This window comes from Myroides sp. 1354, assembly GCF_030324495.1.
Taxonomy (GTDB): Bacteria; Bacteroidota; Bacteroidia; order Flavobacteriales; family Flavobacteriaceae; genus Flavobacterium.
On the sequence record NZ_JACAGN010000009.1, the window covers coordinates 75,199 to 96,129 of the forward strand.

Genomic DNA, 20,931 nt, shown 5'->3' on the forward strand with positions numbered 1-20,931 from the left:
AGTGTACTTTCAAGTACCACTTGGCTTTAGTGTAATTATAATCTGTAGTTAAACTTTTCGTTTAAAACCCAAACTTAAGCTCTGGAATAAGCTCAGAGGCTTCTTTCATTTTACTATCAATGATTTTAGCATACACTTGAGTCGTTCTAATTTCGCGATGCCCTAAACGTTTAGAAACCGTGTAGATATCTGCGCCATTCTCTAAGAGTAGTACCGCATTGGTATGTCTCGCACTATGGAAGGTAATATGCTTGTGAATACCCGCTCTGTTACACCAATGCTTAAGTTCATTATTGTAATAGAAAGAGTTTGAAGTATTCAAATCCTCTGACAAGCCTTTTTTATCTTAATGATAGCGAACTAACTTGGAAGGTCTTTTATTAGTTAGATTGTATTTATATAAGGATCTATAAGTAGTAAAGCCTCCGTTTTGGGAGGCTTTATTTTTAATATGCTTGAATTAAAACTTCTGAAGGAATATGCAATTTTTTGGTTAAGGTTCGGATCATCTCTAAAGATAATTTTCGCTTTCGATTTAAAATTTCACTTGCTCTACTTTTTAATCCGATCATTTCTGCTAAATCATTTTGTGTGTAGCCCATTTGCTCCATTCTAAATTTAATCGCTTCAATTGGATCTGGTAAATCCATAGGAAAATGTTCTTTTTCATATTTTTCAATCAACATTCCCAAAATCTCTAACTCATCACTATCCTCTGATCCAGGAAGTGCATCAAAAATCAACTCTAGTCTTTCTAAAGCAGCTTCGTAATCTTGTTCTGATTTTATAGGTTTCAATTTCATAATTTAAATGGTATTAGCATTAATTTTATCATATTCTGCGTGGGTCCCTATAAAGCGAATCCACATCATTTGATGCCCAAAGTTCATTTTGACAATTAATCGGTAATGATTCCCTTTAATATTAAAACATATTCTATTGTCGTCTAATATACTTGCGCTTGGATATTCGGCCTTTATTTCATTACTATTTTTCCAAGTTGCTTTTTCTGCCTCTTGATACCAAGCCTTTAATTGTTGCTCACTGTCTGCATGTTTTGTCCAAAACACACGTAACGTTTTTATCGCTATTACTCTCAATTAAAATAGTTTATACAAATTTAAAAATTATTTCCCAATTCGGGAACTTTTTTCAAGTATTTTATTGAATTGCTCTCTAAGATGTAATCAACACCTTGTTTAAAATCCAAATTTAAGCTCTGGAATAAGCTCAGAGGCTTCTTTCATTTTACTATCTATGATCTTAGCATAGATTTGTGTAGTTCTAATTTCACGATGTCCCAAACGTTTAGAAACCGTGTAAATATCGGCGCCATTCTCTAGGAGTAGCACCGCATTGGTATGTCTCGCACTATGGAAGGTAATATGCTTGTGAATACCTGCTCTGTTACACCAACGAACAATTTCATTATTGTAAATAGCCGAGTATTTAAGATTAGTGAAAACGAGTTGATTCAGTGATTCTCTTTCCCCTAAGAGTTCTCTTGCCTGTTTGGAGATATAGAGATACTCAACACCTTCCGTTTTCTCCTGTCTATAGATAACTCTACAAACATCATCTTCATCTCTTACTTCAGACCAAACAAGCTTATTAATATCCGACCAGCGAAGACCAGTTAAACAAGAGAATAAAAAAGCTCGTTTAAGCACTTCGTATTTACAATCAGTTTTTACCAGACGTTGTACTTCATTAAAAGTAAGATACTCTCTTTGGCTTTCCGCCTGTTTAAAACTCTTTACTTTTTGAGCATAGTTTATCGTTAGATACCCCTCTTCAAAGGCTAATCGAAGAGCAGCTCTAAATTTATTGAGATAGGAGTATTTTGAGTTTAATGAAAGCGGAAGTTTACTTTTTGTAAGGGCTTTTGTATCAAAGTAATGTCTGACTTTCTTTAAAAATTCATCATCTACTTCATCAAAAGTAAAAGTAGGGGAGATACAGCGTTTTAAATGAAGAAAAGAAGCCGTCCAGTTTCCGTAGTTTTTAGGACTTTCATATTTCTCTTCTGTTTTCTCAAGAAAGAAATCCAGGAAGCAACGTTGTCCTTTGTGCTTATTCTTAATTCCATATTTACCTCTAAGGTTTTCACTTTGTCGAATAGCTAAGATATTCTCAGCCATTTGAAGGGCTTCTTTGTTTTCCTTTCTCTCCTTTGGACTATTAGGAGCGCCATGTAAAAAGAGTTTTAGGTTTTCAAATTCTCTGATATGCCTTTTTTTACCTTCTAAGGAAACTTCAAATCCTTTATAGTATTCAATATGCAGACTAATCTTACCACTTGGTAATTTTCTTTGTTTAAGTGTGATGTTCATAATTTTCTATATTAGGTTAGGGAGACTCATTTTGTACCACATTTGTACCACATAATTTTAAAGTGTGGTACAAATGCGGTACTAAATATAGAAAATAAGGACATCTTATAAAAATATTTAACACATAACTATTTGATTTTCAAAGTATTTCAAATCAAATAAAAGTATTAAAAAGACAGGTTATTTACCGATACAAAAATTAGCAAAAATATTCCCCAGCAACTCATCATTGGTCACCTGACCCGTAATTTCCCCGAAGAAGTAGAGTGCTTGGCGGATATCGATAGCCATAAGATCAGCCGAGAGATTCGTTTGTAAGCCCCATTTCACCTTTTCAATTTCCTCTAAAGCTTTGAGGAGAGAATCGTAGTGGCGTGTATTCGTAACGATGGTTTCATTGTTGCGGAGAGCCCCGGTGTTAACAAAGCCCAATAGCGTTTGTTTCAGTTCATCAATACCCAGGTTGGCCTTGGCAGACATCAACATTAAATGCTCAATTTTCGATTGAAACAAGTCGATTTGCTCTTGCGACAAAAGATCCTGTTTATTGCAGACAACCAGCAGTGGTTTTAGCGGGTATTTATTCTTCAATTTCTCCAGTTCCACGTTGATTTGATCGATGGATTGAGATGTCAATTTACCCCCGTCGATCAAGTAGATTACAACTTGTGCCGCTTCAATTTTCTCGAAGGTCTTTTGGATACCGATGCTTTCCACCACATCTTTCGTATCGCGGATTCCCGCCGTATCGATGAAGCGAAAACCGATGCCGTCGATGACTAGCTCATCCTCAATCGTATCACGCGTAGTACCTGCGATATCCGAAACAATGGCGCGTTCCTCGTTGAGTAAAGCATTGAGTAAAGTCGATTTCCCTACGTTCGGTTCCCCAACAATCGCAACCGGAATTCCGTTTTTGATTACATTTCCAACCGCAAAAGAATCAATTAAACGCTTGAGGACGAATTCAATGCGATCGATAAGCGCTTTGAACTGCGTGCGATCAGCAAATTCCACATCCTCTTCCGAGAAGTCCAATTCCAGCTCAATGAGCGATGCGAAGTTGAGTAGTTGCTCACGAAGGAGAGCAATCTCGTTGGAAAAACCCCCGCGCATTTGCTGCATGGCAATTTGGTGGCTCGCCTCATTATCCGAAGCAATCAAATCCGCTACCGCTTCCGCTTGAGAAAGATCCAGCTTCCCATTCAAGAAAGCGCGCATGGTAAATTCACCCGGTTGAGCCATTTTAGCCCCTTTGCGCAAGCACAGTTGAATGATTTGCTGTTGAATAAAAGTAGAACCGTGACAAGAAATTTCAATCGTATCCTCTCCCGTATACGAATGCGGGTTCTTGAATACAGAAACCAGTACCTGATCCAGTACGCGTTCCCCATCTACGATATGTCCGAGGTGGAGCGTATGCGTTTTTTGTTTGGTCAGATCTTTCTTTTTGATCGATTGAAAGATGCCATTTACCAGAGAAATAGCATCTTTTCCCGATACACGTATTATGGCAATTGCCCCAGCACCCGAAGGAGTGGCTAAAGCAACAATAGTATCTTGTAATATCATGGGTATATCTAAATAAGCACAAAGATAGTATTTATTCATTTATGTTGAGATGGTGAGGTTTTGCTCTTTGCTCTTTGTGAGGTTTGCTCTTTGTAGAGAATTTACGACTTCACAAAAAAGCAACCAACAAAAAAACATGTACAATTTTCATCTATTTAAGTGTTGTTTTTTCATTTAAAAGCGTGATAAATACAGCATTTTTTTGAGTATTGGAAACGAAAAAGCTAAACTTAATTTCTTATCTTTATAGAAATCAAAATTAACACTACTATGAAAAAAATACTTTTTCCAACAGACTTTTCAGAAACAGCAAATAACGCTTTAATATACGCGCTAAAGATGGCGGACAGCCAAAAAGCAACCCTTTTTGTGTTACATGCTTATGAGATGCCAGTAATTTCTGCAACAGCGAATCCAGTAATGGTACAAGACGTATATAAATCCATTGAGTTAAGCAATTTTGAAAACTTTAAAGATCAAGTACCTTTCATTCGCGATATCGCTAAAGAAAATAACTTAGATCACGTACCTATGCATTTTATCCTAGAAGAAGGCTTCTTGAATACCATTTTAAAGAAAAGAGTAGAGGAGGAGGAAATCGACTTAGTTGTCATGGGAACCAACGGGAACTCAGGATGGGATAGAAAATTGTTAGGATCCAATACGGTAAATGCGATCAACTCTTTAAAAGCACCAGTATTAAGTGTACCACATGATGCTGTGTTCAACGGAATCAATTCAATTGCATTCTCTACCTTATTCAATACAAACGACAAAATTGTATTAGATAAATTAGTCAAGATTGCAAAGGGATATGATGCTACGATTAAGTGTATTCACGTGATAGATGACGTCGATAAAATCAAACAAGAAGTAGTAGATAGCTGGTTGGAGCACTACAAAGGAAATCCAATTACTTTCGCTATTGTAGAAGGAAAAGATGTAGAAAAAGAAATCTTCACATTCTTAGATAAAGAAAATATTGATTTGCTTGTATCAGTGAAGAGAAACAGAAGCTTCTTAGACAAATTGTTCACGTCGAGTATGACAAAAAAATTGAGTTATCATACCCATGTGCCAATCATTGCTTTCCATGAAGAATAAAAATAAAAAAAGTCGTAAAGTGAATTGCTTTACGACTTTTTTATTGTTTAAACGTTTGAGTTTAAACCTCTTTATTTTTATTGATTTCATCTTGAAGTTGTCTTCTTATTTTTTGTTCTCTTTCCAAAGAAGATTTGCGAAACTCCTCAAATTCCTCGTCTGTTTCTTTTAATTTCTTAATGGCATCTTTCGTATCCACATGCCCTTTTTTAAAGCGGAAATAAAACAAAGTAACCAGCACAAGAAGAAAGCCAAATATTGCTAGTATAGTGGTTTGAATCACGTTTTTATCTGCGCGAATACCCAGGAAATCAAAGTGGTCCTCTTTCGCTAAAGACGTCTTTAATTCCTGTTCAGCCGTAGCCAACTTTTGAGTCGCTGTATCTAATTCTTGTTTATGTTGTTCAATTAACGCCTGGTTTGCTACTTCTTTGGTTTTGTATTGACGAAGAGAATCCTCTACATTTTGTTGTAAATCCAAGAGACTTTGCTTATCAACAATTTTGAAATTTTGATAATTGGATGATTTATTAAATAAGGTAGAGAATTGATTTGTGATAGTTTTGATATTGCCCTGTGCAAAAACTGTACTCGTCAGTGCTAGGGTTGCAACCAGTAAAATACGTTTTATTCTTTTCATTGAGTAACTATTTTGTATTACAATTTTATAGAGGTCTAAGATAAGTTATTTATTATTATAAAAAAGCTTTATGAAATATAATTTTTAAGAAAAATTTATTTTTTATTTTGATACTATTAGCAAAAAAAATGGTATTAATATAAAAAAAAGGGAATTCTGTTGAGGTAATTGTTTGATAGTCAAAAAATAGTATGTATTATATACCATATTGTATTTTATAACGTTAGTTTTGAAGTAAAATTGAAAATAAATGATAGAAAATCTTTTTTCTAGTAGTAGATTGTTTTTTTGTTGGTTCCTCTTTCTTTCTGGGACAATGACGCAGTATGGACAATCGCTTAATCAGGATGAATTGACAGCGGTCAAAATGTGGTTAGACGAAGATGGGGATACTAGCTTATATATAAAGGTCAGTGCGGCTTGTAACAATTACGACAGCAAAAGAGCTTTTGATTATATTGGATTGCCTTCTGCGATTACACTAAAATTAAAAAATGATTTAGGAGACACAACTTTTGTGTACAAACATCCGCGCTATGAATCGTCCATGTTGATGTTTTACAGCGAGGCTGTATGGTTTAAAACCTATGAGTGGAAACAGGCGGTTTTTATTCCTCTTTTTTACTGCAGTCAAAAGCACGGTGCCACCATGCCATTGTCTTATATTATTTTGTACAACCAACAAATGAAGGTGGTTCATCTCTCGTTTCAATGTAAGCCTGAAGTTTGGGGAACTTGCGTTCCCGTGTTTAAAAAGCGCAACCTAAAAAGTCAATTGACTCAACTACCTGAGGCTTTGCAAGCAGATTTTGTTCAATACATCGAAAAAAACTATACAACGCGAGAAGATTTATTTCCCAATCACATGACGTTCAAACAAAAGAAATACAAAGACTGGAATCTCGAATCTGTGGTCTCTATCGTGGAAGCAAGCTATCCGCACGAATTACTTCGTCGTTTACATACCTTTATTGAAGATCGCAAATGGCAATTGGCCGAAGCCTACCTCAAAGAGTTCGAATACCTATATGTCAACGAAGAGGGAATCGTTACGATTTCGGGATTTCGCACGAGTAAACAAACCTATGAAAAGGAAATGCAGTATAAGATCAATATAACAGAGGAAGATCAATTGTTGGAACAAGCCAATTATTATGTAGAAGCAGGTGATTTTCAACGAGCATATCAGTTGTACGCTGCTATTCTGAAAGAATTCAAGCTATAATTGTTTTTCCAAGCGGTTAAAAATTCTTACCTTCTTGGTTTAACTAAAAAATATAATATGAAAAAAGCAATACAAGATTTATATCCAGAAAATTTAGCCCATTGTTATGGTTGTGGAAAGTTAAATCCAGCTGGACATCAACTGAAAACCTATCTCGATGAAGAGGGGGGAACCATGGCTCATTTTACCCCGAAAAGTGAACATACTGCTTTGCTAGGAAGTGTATATGGCGGATTAATCGCGTCTCTATTAGATTGTCACGGTACAGGATCAGCCGCAGCTTTTGTCTGTATAGAAGATAAAATTCCCTTTGAAACACCCCTTCCAGTGCGCTGTGTAACCGCTTCGCTAAAAATAGATTTTAAAGCGATGACCCCGATGGGTGTTCCCTTAGTATTAAAAGGAAAATTGAGAAGTATTGAAGGTAGAAAAATTTGGGTCGATATGACTCTATCAGCAGGAGATATCCTCTGTGCCACGGGCGAGATTCTCGCCATTCGATTAAAAGAAGAATAAAGCTATAGGAATATAATAAAAGCGAGTGATCTCAAAAGAGAACTCGCTTCTTTAAAAAACGATGGAATCTACTAGTAGTAGGAAGAGTTCTTGTTAACTACCTATTTGTTTTGCCGTAGCTCATACATAAAGTAAAAAGCGAGCCATCCTTTTGAGATGACTCGCTTCTTTAAAAAACTAGGGAATCTACTATGTAGTAGGAAGAGTTCTTGTTAACTACCTATTTGTTTTGCCGTAGCTCATGCATAAAGTAAAAAGCGAGTATCTTTTGGGATGACTCGCTTCTTTAAAAAACTATGGAATCTACTATGTAGTAGGAAGAGTTCTTGTTAACTACCTATTTGTTTTGCCGTAGCTTATACATAAAGTAAAAAGCGAGCATCTTTTGAGATGACTCGCTTTTTTAAAAAACTATGGAATCTACTATTTAGTAGGAAGAGTTCTTGTTAACCACCCTCTTCGTTTTGCCGTAGCAATCGCATAAGGTGTAATCCAAAATAGGGTAAACGTATAGAAAATACTGTAGGTATAGGCCCAAAAGGAATCCTTGAGATTGTATTTCTTCGCGTAAAACAACACCTGAATGGAAGAGAAGATTAAAATACCAGCTAAAGCACTACTGATGAACATAATAGGATAACTGAGAATCAAATACAACATCAAGAGCATCATCGGATAAGCTAAAATTACTTTCAACCATTGGTTTAAGAGTAAAATACGCGGTCCTGTTGTAGAACCTGCTCTAAACTTGCGAAAGGCAAATTTACTCATCATGATATTCTCTCTGACATTACTGCGTTCCCAACGGATAAACATCTTGTACAATCCTTTGAAATTCTCTGGTGTATTGGTTAGAACATAGGCGTTTTTTTGAAACAATACATGATACCCTTGTTTTAAAATCATATTGGTCATGGCGCGATCTTCGCCAATGTCAGAAGGCGTACCCATAAACGTTTGGTTGATCCATTGTTCTAAACAGTTCATCACAGCTGTTCTTCGATAAGCCGCTAAAGCGCCTGGTGTACACAGCACACTGTTTAACGCACTTTGTGCCGATCGAATGAACTCAAAACTAAAGACAAAACTCACGTTGAGCATTTTGGGAATAATTCCATCTTCTGTATTTAAAACCAATACATTCCCCCCTACAGCTCCACATAATTCGTTGTGAGCAAAAGGACTAACCAATTGTCTTAAGGTATCTTGTCTGACGATAGAATCACTGTCAACGGTTACAAACACCTCACCTTTACCCAGTTTAAAACCGCGATATAAGGCATGTCTTTTCCCCATATTACGGGGTTGTTGGTATATTTCAACGCGAGATTCCAATACCGCTTTTGCTTTTTGCATCCAAATCCACGTATCGTCTTTGCTGCCATCGTCAAAAGAAATAATCTCTAATTTGTCGGCGGGGTAATCACTTTGAGCTAAACTCAATAAGGTATCATAAACCAAGCGCCCTTCATTATAAGCAGGTACAATAACCGTACAAGTAGGCAATTCATCATCAGAAACTGGGGCAACTGGTTTGTATCTAAAATATTGATAGAAAATATAAAGCAAGAAAAGTACTTGTACAGCCAAAAGAGCCATACTAAGACCAAAAAATAATTGCCCGCCCCATCCTTCTAAACGCTTCAATTGCATACGCTCAAAATAAGGGTGAAAGTGATAGAGAATCACCACACTACTAAACAATAGGACAAAGGTTAGCGCTAACACTAAATAATCGGTAAGACTAAAGCGCTGCTGTTTATTCGAGATTTGCGAATTGCTTAGGGGCGAATGCGCAAGCTTGGGGACTTGGTTTGTTTTCATATGTATGTCAATTAGTGGAAAAGATTATGCCTCAGTTTAATTCTTGCATCGAGTAAAAATGAAGAAATAAGGATGCAATGACAACCTTTCGCTACTTATAACACAAGATGCGTGCCATTTGATTTTATTGGGGTTTTCAGCTGTTTTTAACGTATTGGCTTCCCCATATTGTTGAATTGGACAACACATTGTTTAGATTGAGTCCAAAGTGCATAGGCAATTTAAATGCCGTTGATTCTCTCTTTTGAATCTGTTTTTAAGGAAGAAGTATAGGAAGAAGAATACGCAAAATGAGAATAATTGACCTGGTATTTAGAGGGGGGATTCAAATTGTAAACCTACTGCTCTTCATTTTATTGAAGGATACCACTGAATTTTAAAGCTCAAACGTTAAAAAATCTGCTATCTTTGAAGGGATAACTTTTACAATATATTAAGATGAAAATACTAGTAACCGGTGGACTAGGATTTATAGGTTCTCATACTGTAGTCGCTTTACAACAAAAAGGATATGATGTGGTGATTATTGATGATTTGTCTAATGCAACGATAGAGGTAGTAGATGGAATTACCACTATTACGGGCCAAAAACCAGCCTTAGAACAAATTGATTTACGAGATAAACAAGCAGTTTTTCATTTTTTTGATAAACATCGCGATATTGCTGGAGTTATTCACTTTGCAGCTTCAAAAGCAGTAGGCGAAAGCATGAAATTGCCTTTGGAATATTATGAGAATAATTTTTTCTCTTTAATCAATGTGTTATCGGCAATGAAACAGATAGGATTAGATAAAATTATCTTTAGTTCTTCTTGTACAGTTTACGGGCAAGGAGAAATCATGCCTATTACGGAAGAAGAATCCATTAAAACAGCGCTATCTCCTTATGGAAATACCAAACAAGTAGGGGAGGAGATCATTGTAGATTTAGCCAAAGTCTATCCTTTACAAGCCGTTTTGCTGCGCTATTTTAATCCCATCGGGGCACATGAATCAGGATGTATTGGGGAATCACCAGTAGGGGTACCTTATAATTTGATCCCTTATATTACTCAAACTGCTGTCGGTACACGTCCGTTTCTTTCCATCTATGGGGATGATTACGATACACCAGATGGTACTTGTGTGCGTGATTATATTCATGTGGTTGACTTGGCTGACGCACACCTTCGAGCGATGGAATACTTGTTGAAAAAGGAAAATACAACACAAGTTGAAGTTTTTAATGTAGGAAATGGTCAAGGTTATTCGGTTTTGGAACTTGTGCATTCTTTTGAACGCGTAAGCGGAATCAAAATCAACTATAAAATCGTAGAACGCCGCCCTGGAGATGTCGATAAAGCTTGGGCTAATACAGCTAAAATTGAAAGAGTCTTGGGATGGAAGCCCACCAAATCCTTAGATGATATGTTAGCCAGCGCATGGAATTGGGAACGAAAATCAAGAAATTAATAAAATTAGAAAGTATTCCAATGAAAAAGATTAGCATTGAAATTAAGTGGGGCGTTATTTTTTCTGTTGTAGGCCTCTTGTGGATGGTTTTAGAAAAAGTAGCCGGACTACATGGCCCTTATATTGATTACCATTTATACCTAACAAACCTATTCGCTATTCCCGCTATTGTAGTCATGGTGTTGGCTTTAAAAGATAAAAAGAAAAACTTTTATGAAGGAGATATGACCTATGGAGAGGGAATGTTGTCGGGTGTTGTACTGTCTTTGGTTATCGCTATATTAAGCCCCTTAACACAGTGGATTACAAGCTATATCATCACACCTGAGTTTTTTCCAAACGTAATTAAACGATCAGTGGAGTTGGGATTCTACGCCAATGAAGCGGATGCTGCCAGTTACTTCAATTATGGTAATTACGCCAGACAAGGTTTTTTAATGGCTTTGATGATGGGGGTGATTACAACAGCTATTGTTATGATTTTTATTAAATCAAAAAGCAAAAAATAGAACAAGTTGAACCTTAATCAGCCGAGAATTTTAAAGGTTTTCAAAATGAATTAGATAAATTTTAATAAAAAATTGTTAAATACTTTTTTTTAAAATAAGTTTGCACCCAGTTTTCCGTAAAAAATAAAAAATAATATTTGTTTTTTAAGGAAACTTGAGAAACATCACTTTACTTCTAATTTATTTTGAATTTCTTTATGGCGTGGACGAAAAAAAGGAAGGATATTGTTCTTTCTATTGGATTCTTTCTATTGGTTTTTTTGCCCAATATTTTTTACTTTATCAATTATACCATGTTGGAGTTTAGGCTCTTTCTAAACAATGTGGTTTTGCTTTGTATCGTTTTAGCTTGTTGGAGAATACCTCAAATTGGCAAAGGTTTTGGTGCCCTGTTGTTAGCGTTATTTACCCTAAATAATGGATTGACCATTATGAGCTTTCTCCTGTATAAAGAATCATTTAACGTAACCCTGGCCTATAATTTCTTAACTACTAATAAGTCAGAAGCAGTAGAAGCATTACTGACATTCAAGACAACTATTGTCTTAATGCTCTTGTATTATGCCTTTTTATTATACGCAATCCATCGAGTGGCTCAGTTTAAAATCAAAACGAAGTACCTCCTTCTACTTGCTGTTGTTTTATTGATTTATCCCATCGGATTTAAATCTTATCACTTTTATCAAAAAGACAAAGCCTTAACGGGTGAATCCATGGGATGGATGGCAAAGTATAATATGTTGACCAATACACCTCTTTATAATGTCGCTTCTTTTTATGAAGCCAACCGCTTTATTAAAGAGTTGGCTGAGGTCAAAAAACAACATAAAGTATATCCTCCTTTTACAGTAGAAGATACAGATTTGGAGACAATTATTGTCGTGCTCGGGGAGTCTGTACGTAAAGATGTAATGGAAGTTTATGGAGGTACACTTCAAACCACTCCTTTGCTCATGAAACGCTTGCCTAATGTGTTGATTTACGATCAGGCAGTTGCACCTAGCTCTTTTACAAATACAGCTTTAACTTTTATGTTAGCAAAGGTAATCCCTGTAGAAAAGAAAGATTTCAAATTAGAAGCGCTGAACGATAATATTATTGGTTTAGCCAATAGTACCAAACAATGGGAAACGTACTGGTTGTCCAATCAAGATGAAATTGGAATCTACGAAAACCTCTATAGCATTATAACGAAAGATGCTAAACATCGAGAACATACAAAAGAGAAATCGTATGATGAAGTGGTACTTCCTATGTTAGAACAAGTTTTACAAGATTCACATAAGAAACGCCTTGTATTTATTCATTTAAAGGGGAGTCATATGAAGGTAAGCGAACGCTATCCAGAAACATTTGATCGTTTTCAAGTGGATGAACGCCCTTTAATTAATGCGTATTACAACAGTATACTCTATACCGATTATGTAGTAGATGAAATTATTAAAAAGGTAGAGCATCAGAAAAGTTTGGTATTGTATGTAGCAGATCACGGTCAAACGGAACGCAAAGATAAATTCGTTCACGGTTTTACAAAAAAAGGATTAGATGTGCCTTTTGTCATTTGGCACAGTGATGCGGTAGCAGCGGAGTATAAAAAGAATGGAAGAGTAACCCAACCTATTTCTACGACAAATATTTACACCATTGTTAGTGATTTACTTGGGGTAAGAGGACTTGAACCCAAAGAGGCAAATACGGAATTAAAAGCACTGTCTCCTTCTTTCAATGTGGTAAAATACGAAGAGGTAGAACAAGATTAATATTGGATATTTACGTAAAATTAATACGAATTATTGTGTTTTGATGCCGATATTTTGAATGTTTAAAAAAGTTTTTGCAAAAGACAATAAAGTTGTACCTTTAAAAGAAAAGGAAAACTTATGAGTAGTATTATTTTAAATCGCATCAAACAAAATGTAAAACACTGGTATCTTCCTGTAATTTTAGGCGTTGTGTTTATTCTTGCTGGAATATTTATTATGATGACACCTGTTGCATCTTATTTATCTCTAGCCTTGTTGTTTAGTTGGCTTTTCTTCTTTTCGGGAATTGCAGAAATCGCTTTCGCCTTGAGTAATAGAAAACAATTAGATGGCTGGGGATGGATTTTGTTCTCTGGAATTGTCGATGTTGTATTAGGTTTAATCCTATTGAGTAAACCCGCCATAACCTTACAAGTGTTACCAATCTATGTAGGATGTGTGTTATTATTTCGCTCTGTGCGAAGCTTGAGTATGGCGGTAGAATTAAATAATTATGGAGTAAAGGGAATCTCTTCCATGGTGCTCTTCGGAATTTTAGGTCTATTGTTTGCCATCTTTATGATGACGAATCTCGAAGCAGGAGCTTTTACCATTGTATATTGGACAGCTTTTTCGATTATGACTTTAGGTCTATTCAGTATCTTGTATGGAATGAAATTGAAGAAATTGAAAAATAGAGGAGCTAAAATTAGCGATGAATTGACAAAAAAATGGGAAGCTATTCAAGAAGAAGTACGAAAAGCAATGGACAAAGACGAATAAACATAGCATGTAAAAAAGAAGATATGAAAAGAGGATCTATTCTAGAATAGATCCTCTTTTTATTTTACTTTGTCGTAAGCATCAAAAATTAATTCTTCAATAGCGTCGGAGATACGTTGTTTGCCCTCATCTGTATTGATGTCAATACCACAAAACTTGCTTCCATTGTTTTTAGCATGTAGTGTTAAATAGTAGATACCACTGATAACTAAGGCTAAACGCGCTCTAATATCTACACTGGAATGTTCGAAATACGGGATTGTTTTTGAAAATAATTCCTCGCCTATCTCTTCGCGTTTATCAGCAATCTTGCGCAATATTTCATTACTTTCACCTACTTCCCAATGGATGATGCGTTGAAGCGCTCGATTGGTTAATAAGGTCTCAAATTGATTTTGAAGAAGATGATTAATATGGTTCTGTGTTAATTTATCAGGATCTTGTAAAAGATAATCAATATCAGGTTTAGCTGTACTTTTAAAGAAATCTTTCTGATTGATGTATTCTTCAACTAAAGGATCAACACCTCCAAAATACGTCCATACCAATTTTTTATCCACACCCGCAGTTTTAGCAATATTGGGCGCAGTTAATCCAGTATATCCCTTTTTTTGTAATACCTTACCTACAGCAGCTATCATTTTGTTCATCGTGCGTGCTTTATCGCGTATAGGTCCAGAAGATACTTTTCTAACTTTTACGGGCTCAATTCCCTGATCCGTGTTTGTTATCTTTTCTTTTTTGTTTTTCATATCCAATAAATTAAGGGGAAGAATCGACATTCGTCCATTCTATTAAGCTATAATCGTACTTGAAATTCGCTTATAGCTTAATTTTTCAAATGTAAAAAAAATAATTCAATTCCTTTTTTACATTGATTTTTGTATTAAACTCGAATAAACAGTAAATATAGTCATTAATAAAAGGATAGCTCTTGTATTTTGTGTATTCTGTTTGTTGACTTCTTTTTAATTGAACAAGATGTTGCTATTAAAATGTTAAATTACGTATAAAAAATGAATTGTAGTACACTATTTGATTCTAAATAAAAGAATAAAATTAAGTTCAAAATGAAGGATAAAATAGGGAGAATATTTCTTGGAATGGGCATAGGTTTACTTTTATTGCTTTGTACTGGAACCATGAAGCGAGATATTGCAAAAACAGATTTTTTTGTGGGTAAATACTGTGGAGTCGTACTTTTTGAACAAGACGACGTCACAATTCAATGCCATAAAAGTTGCATTAGAGTGGTGAAGATTGGAAATAAAGTTAGTTTCTATTTCAGACATAATATTCCAACCCTTGCCGAAATTGAATTGGTACAAGAAGATGGAGGGCCGATGATTAATCGCGATGCAATAGAAACAAATTTTATTCGATTGAATCACGCTAAACTAGAAGTCTTGTTCACTATAGGAGCTAAAAGTTATACGGTTTATGCTAGAAGTGAATAAAAATAGTGGGGACTTTATACTTGAATGATTAAGGAAGATTAGGCAATATAGGTGTGATTGTTTATGGAAATAGCCTTTACTTTTGGGGTTAAATCCAATACATTGCGTTGTCTAATTTTGGGTACTGAAATCGTGAACTGTTGATGTCTTCCCTCAATGAGCTGTTTGTGTGTGATCTTTTTGAGCATCTGTACTTCTTGATCTTCTTTCTTCAATTCAATTAATAAATATTTGATGGAAGGAAGTTCACTATTGGGCAAAGGTTTGTTGCTTTTCAATAACCCCTGTCCATGAAAGAAAATTTCCTCTATTGATTCATTAGAAGCCTCTAAATGATGTTGATTTTTCTTTAGTACTTTAGAAAGTTGATCACTGTATAAAAGACTTAAATGCGCAATCTCGTCTCGGGTGAGAAAGAGAGGTACGAGTTCTAAGGTATCGCCAATAATCGCATACACTTGTAGCACAATTGGCTCGTTGTAATCCAAAAAGAGTTGGATCTGAGCAGATAATTCAGTTGTTTTCATAGCAGAACAGTTTTGTTATTCTTTTAAATATACGTCTTTTTTTTCTTCCTTTCTTAGAATTTGAAACCGAAAGAGGGTACCAAAAGGGGACATAGGAGACAAAGATAGGTCTCGTACCTTACAGAGTCTTTGTTGAGCTAAAAAGTTAAAAAATGAAGTGTTTATTTTTTTAACTCTTTATTTTGTTTTCCTTATTTAGAGAATAATAGTAGTTTTAACTTTACAATATGAAAATTTTTTTATTTTTTTTACTCAATTTACTTTCTTGATTTTTAGTGTTTTAGATTCTTTGCTGTTTGCTGTTTTGCGCAATTCGTAAAGTGCTTTTCTTTATTTTGTTGAATGTTAGTTAAATATTTGTAAAAGAAACATAAAACAATTATTTTATTTAAATAAAATAACAGATTTAAGACTAAATTGAAAACACTAAATTTAGATAGACAATAAATCTGCATTGAAATAAATTCAGGTCCCCATTTTTGATTGTTGTATTACTATATTTGTGTTTGATAGTAAGCCTATGTTTATGACATAGGCTTTTTTGAGTTGCTGCAATTTAGTGCACCCCTTTAAGGAAGGTTTACCTTCCTGCATTCAAGTAACGATAGCCCCTAGAAGAACTAATATTTATTATATAGAAGCAATATCCTATGCTATATTGCTTAAAAATTGCAATTTTAATGAACTTTAAAATAATATTTTGTATTCTGGTTACCACGGCTAGCCATGCTCAAAATAACACCTTTGATAGCTTGTATCAGCAGTTATCAAAGGTGATGTCGACGTCGACTCCACAAGTTGCGTTATCCCATCTATCAAAGCTTGAAAAGGCTTCTTTAACGAGTGAAGAACAAATAGAAGTTTATATGTTACGCGCTTCTTTGTTGCGCCAATATGGCAACCGCGATCGAGCTATTGCCACTCTAAAACAAGCAGATAGCTTAGCGGGAAAATACAAACATCCCAATCTACAAGCGCGTATTCACGGGGCTCTATCGACTTTATATCGTGAAAATGGCATCGAAACTTTAGGTAAAATGTCGTTAATCAAAGCAAAATATTGGAGCAATTCGATTAAAAACCCATTGGAGTTAAGTGTTTTAAAGGGGAATTTATTGCAAGAGCAGGCTTATTATCATATGAATGCAGCTTTGTATAATGAAGCAATTAAGTGCTTGGCGGAAGGACGTAAAGAATTTGAAAAAATTGAAGATGTCGAATTGCGCCTTTTTCATTTGGCAAGTACAGATCAATTGATTGGTGAAAATTATATTCGCCTAGAAAATACTACAAAGGCGATTGAAGTGTTGCAATTGGCCCTGGTAGAACTTCAGCAATCGGCTTTTCCTGCAAGTCCATTAAAAGGCTTTATATACAATAGCTTAGGTATGGCCCATTTAATTGTCCAAGATTATGAAACATCTTTTTCACTTCTTCTTAGGGCTCAAGAAGTAGGAGAACAAGCCGATTTTGTAGAGCTGAAAAAACAAGTACTCTCTTCTTTGATTGACTATGCTAAAAAAATTGGAAACAATGAACAGTACGTCTTATACAATGAACAATACCTCCAGTTAGTCGATCAACAGTTAAGTGTGCAAACAAAAATTGCCGATTTTCTCGTAGGATCTTATTATGAAAAAGAAGGTGAGGTCAAAAATGCTTACAAAAAATATGTATTATATAGTTTATCTATTGGAAGTGGGGTAATTTTGTTTATCTCTTTATTTTATTACCGTAGAAGAAAATATTTCAAGGAGCAAGAAAATCTTTATCCGCAACAAATTCAATCGACTTCACATTCTGTTACTCAGCAAGAGGTAATCTCTAAGCCTGTGGATACTGCTGTAGATCACGGTTATATTTCAAAAGAAACGGAAGAACTGATTCTAAAAGGGATTCAAGCCTTCGAAGTTAAAAAGGAGTTTTTAAAACACGAAATCTCTTTGAGTAAGCTTGCGAGTCAGATTGGAGTCAATCACCGATACTTATCTTATGTTATTAAACATCACAAACAACAAGACTTTTCCAGCTATATCAATACGTTGCGCATAGATTATATTGTCTTGTTGCTACAAGAAAATCCAGAAACACTTAAATACAAAATTAGCTATTTGGCTGATTTATGTGGATTTGCTTCTCACAGTCGTTTTACCATAACCTTTAAGCGAATTAAGGGAATTTCTCCTTCGGCTTTTATTGAAAAAATTCAAGAAAAAACCAATTCTAACTTGTAAAAGGGTTGTGTTTTGTTGAGGTTATCAAAAGGTTATCTTATTGGTTGTCACTAGTAGGTGTCATTTTTTTTGATGAAATTTAAATAGTCAAAAAAAAAACAATGGAACAATATCACAAACATTTATTTTTCGTTGATTCTGGTGTTACCATTACTGTAAACCAAGAAATCAATAGGCTACAACATCGATTTGGCTTTTCAGAAGAAATGCGCAAATGGTTGTTGATTCAAACGCAGGGTAAAGGGGAAGAGATTTGTTATGCTGCTAAAAGAGAGTTTAAAGGTGAAACAACCAGGATTCAATGGTATACGTTAGATGGAATAAATGAAGTATGGGATATCATAGAGCGAAATGAAGATTGTATTCTATCAGATTATTTGTTTGTTTTTGCACAAGATCAAGTAGGCAATCAATATGCTGAAATCACGAAAGGAAAACGCAAAGGTCATATTGTTTGGTTGAATGCCTTGTGTTATGCCGATGTAGATAGCTTAGAAGAATTAATTGAGGAGCGGCTGGAACAGCTTGGAAAAACACCTTTGTGGATGGATGAAGAGTTGATTTTTAACTTGTTGTATACAGATTGTCAAATGGTGGAAATTCAGACCAATTCTTTGGAATTGTTTCTCTGTTAAAAATAAAAAAGAAAAATTACTTATTCACTGGAGTAAGAATTGATGCGTTTTTTTAGTTTGTCAGGCCTGTATATTCGTATACAGGCTCTTTTTTTAATAGAAAAAGCGGATAATCCGAAGATTACCCGCTCTATTTTTGTCTTGAATTAACGCCTATTTACTTCGAGGTTTCGCTAAATGATCAAAGAAATACTGTGCAATTTTAGTATTCAAGTGAACGCGATCAATTCCACGCACATTGTGTTCATGCGTTGGATATAAGAAATAATCGACTTGTTTATTAGCTTTGATACATGCCTCAATGAACAACATAGAGTGTTGTTGTACCACAACGGGATCTTGAGCCCCGTGAATGATAAGCAATCTATTATCTAACTGAGCCGCTTTGTTTAATAAACTTGTGCGTTCATAGCCTTGCGGATTTTCTTCTGGTGTATCCATATAGCGCTCGCCATACATGATTTCGTACATTTTCCAATCCATTACGGGTCCACCAGCCACTCCAACTTTAAAAATTGAAGGATGAGTAACAGATAAGGTTGTGGTCATAAAACCTCCAAAACTCCAACCATATACCCCAATTTTTTCTTGATCTACATACGGAAGTGATTGTAAATATTTCACACCTTGCATTTGATCAGCCATTTCATTTTGCCCCAATTGACGGTGAATCACATGTTCAAAGTCTCTTCCTCTGTTGAAACTTCCTCTGTTGTCAACGGTAAAAACAAGATAACCTTGTTGTGCCATGTATTGGAAGAATAAAGAGGAACCTCCCAACCAAGTATTGGTGATAAGCTGAGCATGTGGACCTCCATATACATATACCATCACAGGATATGTTTGGGTTGCATCAAAATTAGTCGGGTAGATTACTCTCGCATTTAAAGGTGTTTTTCCATCTGCGGCAGTTAACGTAATCAATTCCATTTTTGGCATATCAATTACACCTTGATAGGGATCTTTAGCTGTAAATAACGTTGTTTCTTTTTGATTTGAAGCTTGTACAACAGCAACCTGATTCGGTACTTCAATACTAGTAAAGGTATCTAGGAATAAGGTTTTATCTTGATTGAATACCACCTCATGTGTACCTGTACGCGTTGTTAGCAATTCTGTTTTTGCTTTTCTAAGGTTTACTTTAAACAACTGTCTATCTAAACCTTGATTGGTGATTCCCTTGTAATATAGATGTTTACCTTCTTTGTCGAAGCCTAAAATCTCTTCTACAATGACAGATTCATGTCCTAAAGCTTGTAGTAACTTGCCTTCTGTTGAATATAAATACGGCTGACGGTATCCTCCTTTTTCAGAGAGGTAAAGGAAGGATTTTCCATCCGCTGGATTGAAGATTAATCCCTGTGAAGGCTCTGTATAAGTGGTTGATTTCTCTTCGAATAAGGTCGCTTCAAATGCCCCGGTTGCAGCATTGTACTTGTTTAATTTCAAGTGATTTTGCTCGCGGTTTAAAACTCCTACATACACATAATTTCCTGATGGATCCCAAGTGACCATCGTCAAAAATTGATCTGCTTCTCCTGTTTGTAAGGTAACTTTTGCATGGGTGTATACATCGTATACAACCAAGGAAACACGCTCATTCGCCATGCCAGCCATGGGGTATTTGATGTTTTGATTCTCCGCCACTCTCGGATTCCATTGCACCAAAGGATAGTCTGTCACTTGCGACTGATCATTTCTGTAGTACAATAATTGTTCTTGTTTTGGACTCCACCACATTCCTTTGTTGATTCCAAACTCATTGCGGTGTGTATTCGAACTACCATTGACAATCGCTGCATCTGTATCTTGAGTTACTTCCAGTTGTTGTCCTTTTTTATCGTTAATCACGATGTTGTTGTCCTTTAACCAAGCAACATAGTCGCTGTTTCTCGATACAATATAGTCTTGACCTTGAGCGGGTACTTTTTGGATAACTTCTACTTTTTTATCTTGTGTGTGGTACTGTAATAACCATCTGAATTTACCCGCTGTATCTACTATTGAAAAGGTGAGTATGGTTTCGTTTTTCCACTGTAAATCGGAAGGAAAAGAAGTAACCTTAAACTTAACTTCTGCCATGGATTGTTCAATCGCCTGGTTCAAATCGGCCGCAGATAGTAAAAAAGAAGATTGCCATTGAGTCGATGAAGTACGAATAAACATACTATCTCGTTGGGTATTTAAATGCGTTAAAGCATTGGATTCTTTCCAACTAGGTTGTGTAAGCTTTTGAGGAGCAAAAGAAGTATACTGCCCTAAAGTAGCTTCTTGCATAGTCAAATTGCGCTGTGCAAAAAGAAAATTACTCGAAAGTATAGCTAGAGCAAGTAAATGTATTTTTTTCATGCTATTGTGTGATTATTTTTATCGTGCAC

Annotated in this window: 19 protein-coding genes and 1 pseudogene; 10 read left to right on the forward strand and 10 right to left on the reverse strand. The window is 35.4% G+C overall.

Annotation, left to right across the window (positions count from 1 at the left end; translation table 11 throughout):
• Positions 1-61: 61 nt before the first annotated feature.
• From HX004_RS10840 to mnmE, 5 genes and pseudogenes are all read right to left on the reverse strand, one after another.
• Positions 62-289, reverse strand: a pseudogene (locus tag HX004_RS10840) (tyrosine-type recombinase/integrase); the annotation flags it as partial.
• A 157-nt stretch (positions 290-446) separates the two neighbouring features.
• Positions 447-803, reverse strand: coding sequence for a helix-turn-helix domain-containing protein (locus HX004_RS10845; protein WP_286442513.1), 357 nt, complete (start codon positions 801-803; stop codon positions 447-449).
• A gap of 3 nt (positions 804-806) precedes the next feature.
• A complete protein-coding gene (locus tag HX004_RS10850) occupies positions 807-1,100 on the reverse strand; it encodes a type II toxin-antitoxin system HigB family toxin (RefSeq protein ID WP_286442514.1) in 294 nt (97 codons plus the stop codon).
• 99 nt (positions 1,101-1,199) lie between these two features.
• Positions 1,200-2,333 (reverse strand): site-specific integrase, encoded by a 1,134-nt coding sequence (locus HX004_RS10855; protein WP_286442515.1) that lies wholly within the window; start codon positions 2,331-2,333, stop codon positions 1,200-1,202.
• Positions 2,334-2,513: 180 nt separating this feature from the next.
• Complete coding sequence (mnmE, locus tag HX004_RS10860) at positions 2,514-3,905, reverse strand: tRNA uridine-5-carboxymethylaminomethyl(34) synthesis GTPase MnmE (protein ID WP_286442570.1); 1,392 nt, start codon at positions 3,903-3,905, stop codon at positions 2,514-2,516.
• Between the two features lie 270 nt (positions 3,906-4,175).
• On the opposite strand from mnmE, the gene HX004_RS10865 reads away from it, so the two are divergent.
• Complete coding sequence (locus HX004_RS10865) at positions 4,176-5,009, forward strand: universal stress protein (protein ID WP_286442516.1); 834 nt, start codon at positions 4,176-4,178, stop codon at positions 5,007-5,009.
• A gap of 61 nt (positions 5,010-5,070) precedes the next feature.
• Here HX004_RS10865 and HX004_RS10870 read toward each other — a convergent pair whose 3' ends face one another.
• Complete coding sequence (locus HX004_RS10870) at positions 5,071-5,649, reverse strand: hypothetical protein (RefSeq protein ID WP_286442517.1); 579 nt, start codon at positions 5,647-5,649, stop codon at positions 5,071-5,073.
• Between the two features lie 316 nt (positions 5,650-5,965).
• On the opposite strand from HX004_RS10870, the gene HX004_RS10875 reads away from it, so the two are divergent.
• Positions 5,966-6,874, forward strand: coding sequence for a hypothetical protein (locus tag HX004_RS10875; protein ID WP_286442518.1), 909 nt, complete (start codon positions 5,966-5,968; stop codon positions 6,872-6,874).
• A 57-nt stretch (positions 6,875-6,931) separates the two neighbouring features.
• Positions 6,932-7,390, forward strand: a complete 459-nt coding sequence (locus HX004_RS10880) for a PaaI family thioesterase (protein WP_286442519.1) — start codon at positions 6,932-6,934, stop codon at positions 7,388-7,390.
• 423 nt (positions 7,391-7,813) lie between these two features.
• Here HX004_RS10880 and HX004_RS10885 read toward each other — a convergent pair whose 3' ends face one another.
• The gene (locus HX004_RS10885; RefSeq protein ID WP_286442520.1) at positions 7,814-9,214 is read right to left on the reverse strand and encodes a glycosyltransferase family 2 protein; all 1,401 of its coding nucleotides are present in this window, start codon (positions 9,212-9,214) and stop codon (positions 7,814-7,816) included.
• Positions 9,215-9,652: 438 nt separating this feature from the next.
• Between HX004_RS10885 and galE the strand changes: the two genes are divergently transcribed.
• The 4 genes from galE (at position 9,653) to HX004_RS10905 (ending at position 13,700) form a co-directional block, all read left to right on the forward strand.
• Positions 9,653-10,666, forward strand: a complete 1,014-nt coding sequence (gene galE, locus HX004_RS10890) for a UDP-glucose 4-epimerase GalE (RefSeq protein ID WP_286442521.1) — start codon at positions 9,653-9,655, stop codon at positions 10,664-10,666.
• A gap of 20 nt (positions 10,667-10,686) precedes the next feature.
• Entirely contained in the window at positions 10,687-11,175 is a 489-nt protein-coding gene (locus HX004_RS10895) for a DUF4199 domain-containing protein (RefSeq protein ID WP_286442522.1), read from the forward strand.
• 197 nt (positions 11,176-11,372) lie between these two features.
• Complete coding sequence (locus HX004_RS10900; protein ID WP_286442523.1) at positions 11,373-12,935, forward strand: phosphoethanolamine transferase; 1,563 nt, start codon at positions 11,373-11,375, stop codon at positions 12,933-12,935.
• Between the two features lie 120 nt (positions 12,936-13,055).
• On the forward strand, positions 13,056-13,700 hold the full coding sequence (locus tag HX004_RS10905) for an HdeD family acid-resistance protein (protein WP_286442524.1): 645 nt from the start codon (positions 13,056-13,058) through the stop codon (positions 13,698-13,700).
• A 59-nt stretch (positions 13,701-13,759) separates the two neighbouring features.
• On the opposite strand, the gene HX004_RS10910 is transcribed toward HX004_RS10905, so the two are convergent.
• Positions 13,760-14,452, reverse strand: coding sequence for a TetR/AcrR family transcriptional regulator (locus tag HX004_RS10910; protein ID WP_286442525.1), 693 nt, complete (start codon positions 14,450-14,452; stop codon positions 13,760-13,762).
• A gap of 318 nt (positions 14,453-14,770) precedes the next feature.
• On the opposite strand from HX004_RS10910, the gene HX004_RS10915 reads away from it, so the two are divergent.
• Positions 14,771-15,157 (forward strand): hypothetical protein, encoded by a 387-nt coding sequence (locus HX004_RS10915; RefSeq protein WP_286442526.1) that lies wholly within the window; start codon positions 14,771-14,773, stop codon positions 15,155-15,157.
• A 38-nt stretch (positions 15,158-15,195) separates the two neighbouring features.
• On the opposite strand, the gene HX004_RS10920 is transcribed toward HX004_RS10915, so the two are convergent.
• A complete protein-coding gene (locus HX004_RS10920; protein WP_286442527.1) occupies positions 15,196-15,684 on the reverse strand; it encodes a hypothetical protein in 489 nt (162 codons plus the stop codon).
• A 680-nt stretch (positions 15,685-16,364) separates the two neighbouring features.
• Between HX004_RS10920 and HX004_RS10925 the strand changes: the two genes are divergently transcribed.
• Together HX004_RS10925 and HX004_RS10930 are read left to right on the forward strand one after the other, a co-directional pair.
• On the forward strand, positions 16,365-17,918 hold the full coding sequence (locus HX004_RS10925) for a helix-turn-helix domain-containing protein (RefSeq protein WP_286442528.1): 1,554 nt from the start codon (positions 16,365-16,367) through the stop codon (positions 17,916-17,918).
• A 101-nt stretch (positions 17,919-18,019) separates the two neighbouring features.
• Positions 18,020-18,553 (forward strand): SMI1/KNR4 family protein, encoded by a 534-nt coding sequence (locus HX004_RS10930; RefSeq protein ID WP_286442529.1) that lies wholly within the window; start codon positions 18,020-18,022, stop codon positions 18,551-18,553.
• Between the two features lie 153 nt (positions 18,554-18,706).
• Here HX004_RS10930 and HX004_RS10935 read toward each other — a convergent pair whose 3' ends face one another.
• Positions 18,707-20,902, reverse strand: coding sequence for a S9 family peptidase (locus HX004_RS10935; protein WP_286442530.1), 2,196 nt, complete (start codon positions 20,900-20,902; stop codon positions 18,707-18,709).
• Between the last annotated feature and the right edge of the window lie 29 nt (positions 20,903-20,931).

Bases quoted from the DNA above. Each gene is read 5' to 3' on its own strand.
- HX004_RS10915 (WP_286442526.1), top strand. From the start codon at position 14,771: ATGAAGGATAAAATAGGGAGAATATTTCTTGGAATGGGCATAGGTTTA.
- HX004_RS10845 (WP_286442513.1), bottom strand. From the start codon at position 803: ATGAAATTGAAACCTATAAAATCAGAACAAGATTACGAAGCTGCTTTA.
- HX004_RS10935 (WP_286442530.1), bottom strand. From the start codon at position 20,902: ATGAAAAAAATACATTTACTTGCTCTAGCTATACTTTCGAGTAATTTT.
- HX004_RS10855 (WP_286442515.1), bottom strand. From the start codon at position 2,333: ATGAACATCACACTTAAACAAAGAAAATTACCAAGTGGTAAGATTAGT.
- HX004_RS10895 (WP_286442522.1), top strand. From the start codon at position 10,687: ATGAAAAAGATTAGCATTGAAATTAAGTGGGGCGTTATTTTTTCTGTT.
- HX004_RS10880 (WP_286442519.1), top strand. From the start codon at position 6,932: ATGAAAAAAGCAATACAAGATTTATATCCAGAAAATTTAGCCCATTGT.
- mnmE (WP_286442570.1), bottom strand. From the start codon at position 3,905: ATGATATTACAAGATACTATTGTTGCTTTAGCCACTCCTTCGGGTGCT.
- HX004_RS10865 (WP_286442516.1), top strand. From the start codon at position 4,176: ATGAAAAAAATACTTTTTCCAACAGACTTTTCAGAAACAGCAAATAAC.
- galE (WP_286442521.1), top strand. From the start codon at position 9,653: ATGAAAATACTAGTAACCGGTGGACTAGGATTTATAGGTTCTCATACT.
- HX004_RS10910 (WP_286442525.1), bottom strand. From the start codon at position 14,452: ATGAAAAACAAAAAAGAAAAGATAACAAACACGGATCAGGGAATTGAG.
- HX004_RS10875 (WP_286442518.1), top strand. From the start codon at position 5,966: ATGACGCAGTATGGACAATCGCTTAATCAGGATGAATTGACAGCGGTC.
- HX004_RS10870 (WP_286442517.1), bottom strand. From the start codon at position 5,649: ATGAAAAGAATAAAACGTATTTTACTGGTTGCAACCCTAGCACTGACG.
- HX004_RS10925 (WP_286442528.1), top strand. From the start codon at position 16,365: ATGAACTTTAAAATAATATTTTGTATTCTGGTTACCACGGCTAGCCAT.
- HX004_RS10930 (WP_286442529.1), top strand. From the start codon at position 18,020: ATGGAACAATATCACAAACATTTATTTTTCGTTGATTCTGGTGTTACC.
- HX004_RS10885 (WP_286442520.1), bottom strand. From the start codon at position 9,214: ATGAAAACAAACCAAGTCCCCAAGCTTGCGCATTCGCCCCTAAGCAAT.
- HX004_RS10905 (WP_286442524.1), top strand. From the start codon at position 13,056: ATGAGTAGTATTATTTTAAATCGCATCAAACAAAATGTAAAACACTGG.
- HX004_RS10920 (WP_286442527.1), bottom strand. From the start codon at position 15,684: ATGAAAACAACTGAATTATCTGCTCAGATCCAACTCTTTTTGGATTAC.
- HX004_RS10900 (WP_286442523.1), top strand. From the start codon at position 11,373: ATGGCGTGGACGAAAAAAAGGAAGGATATTGTTCTTTCTATTGGATTC.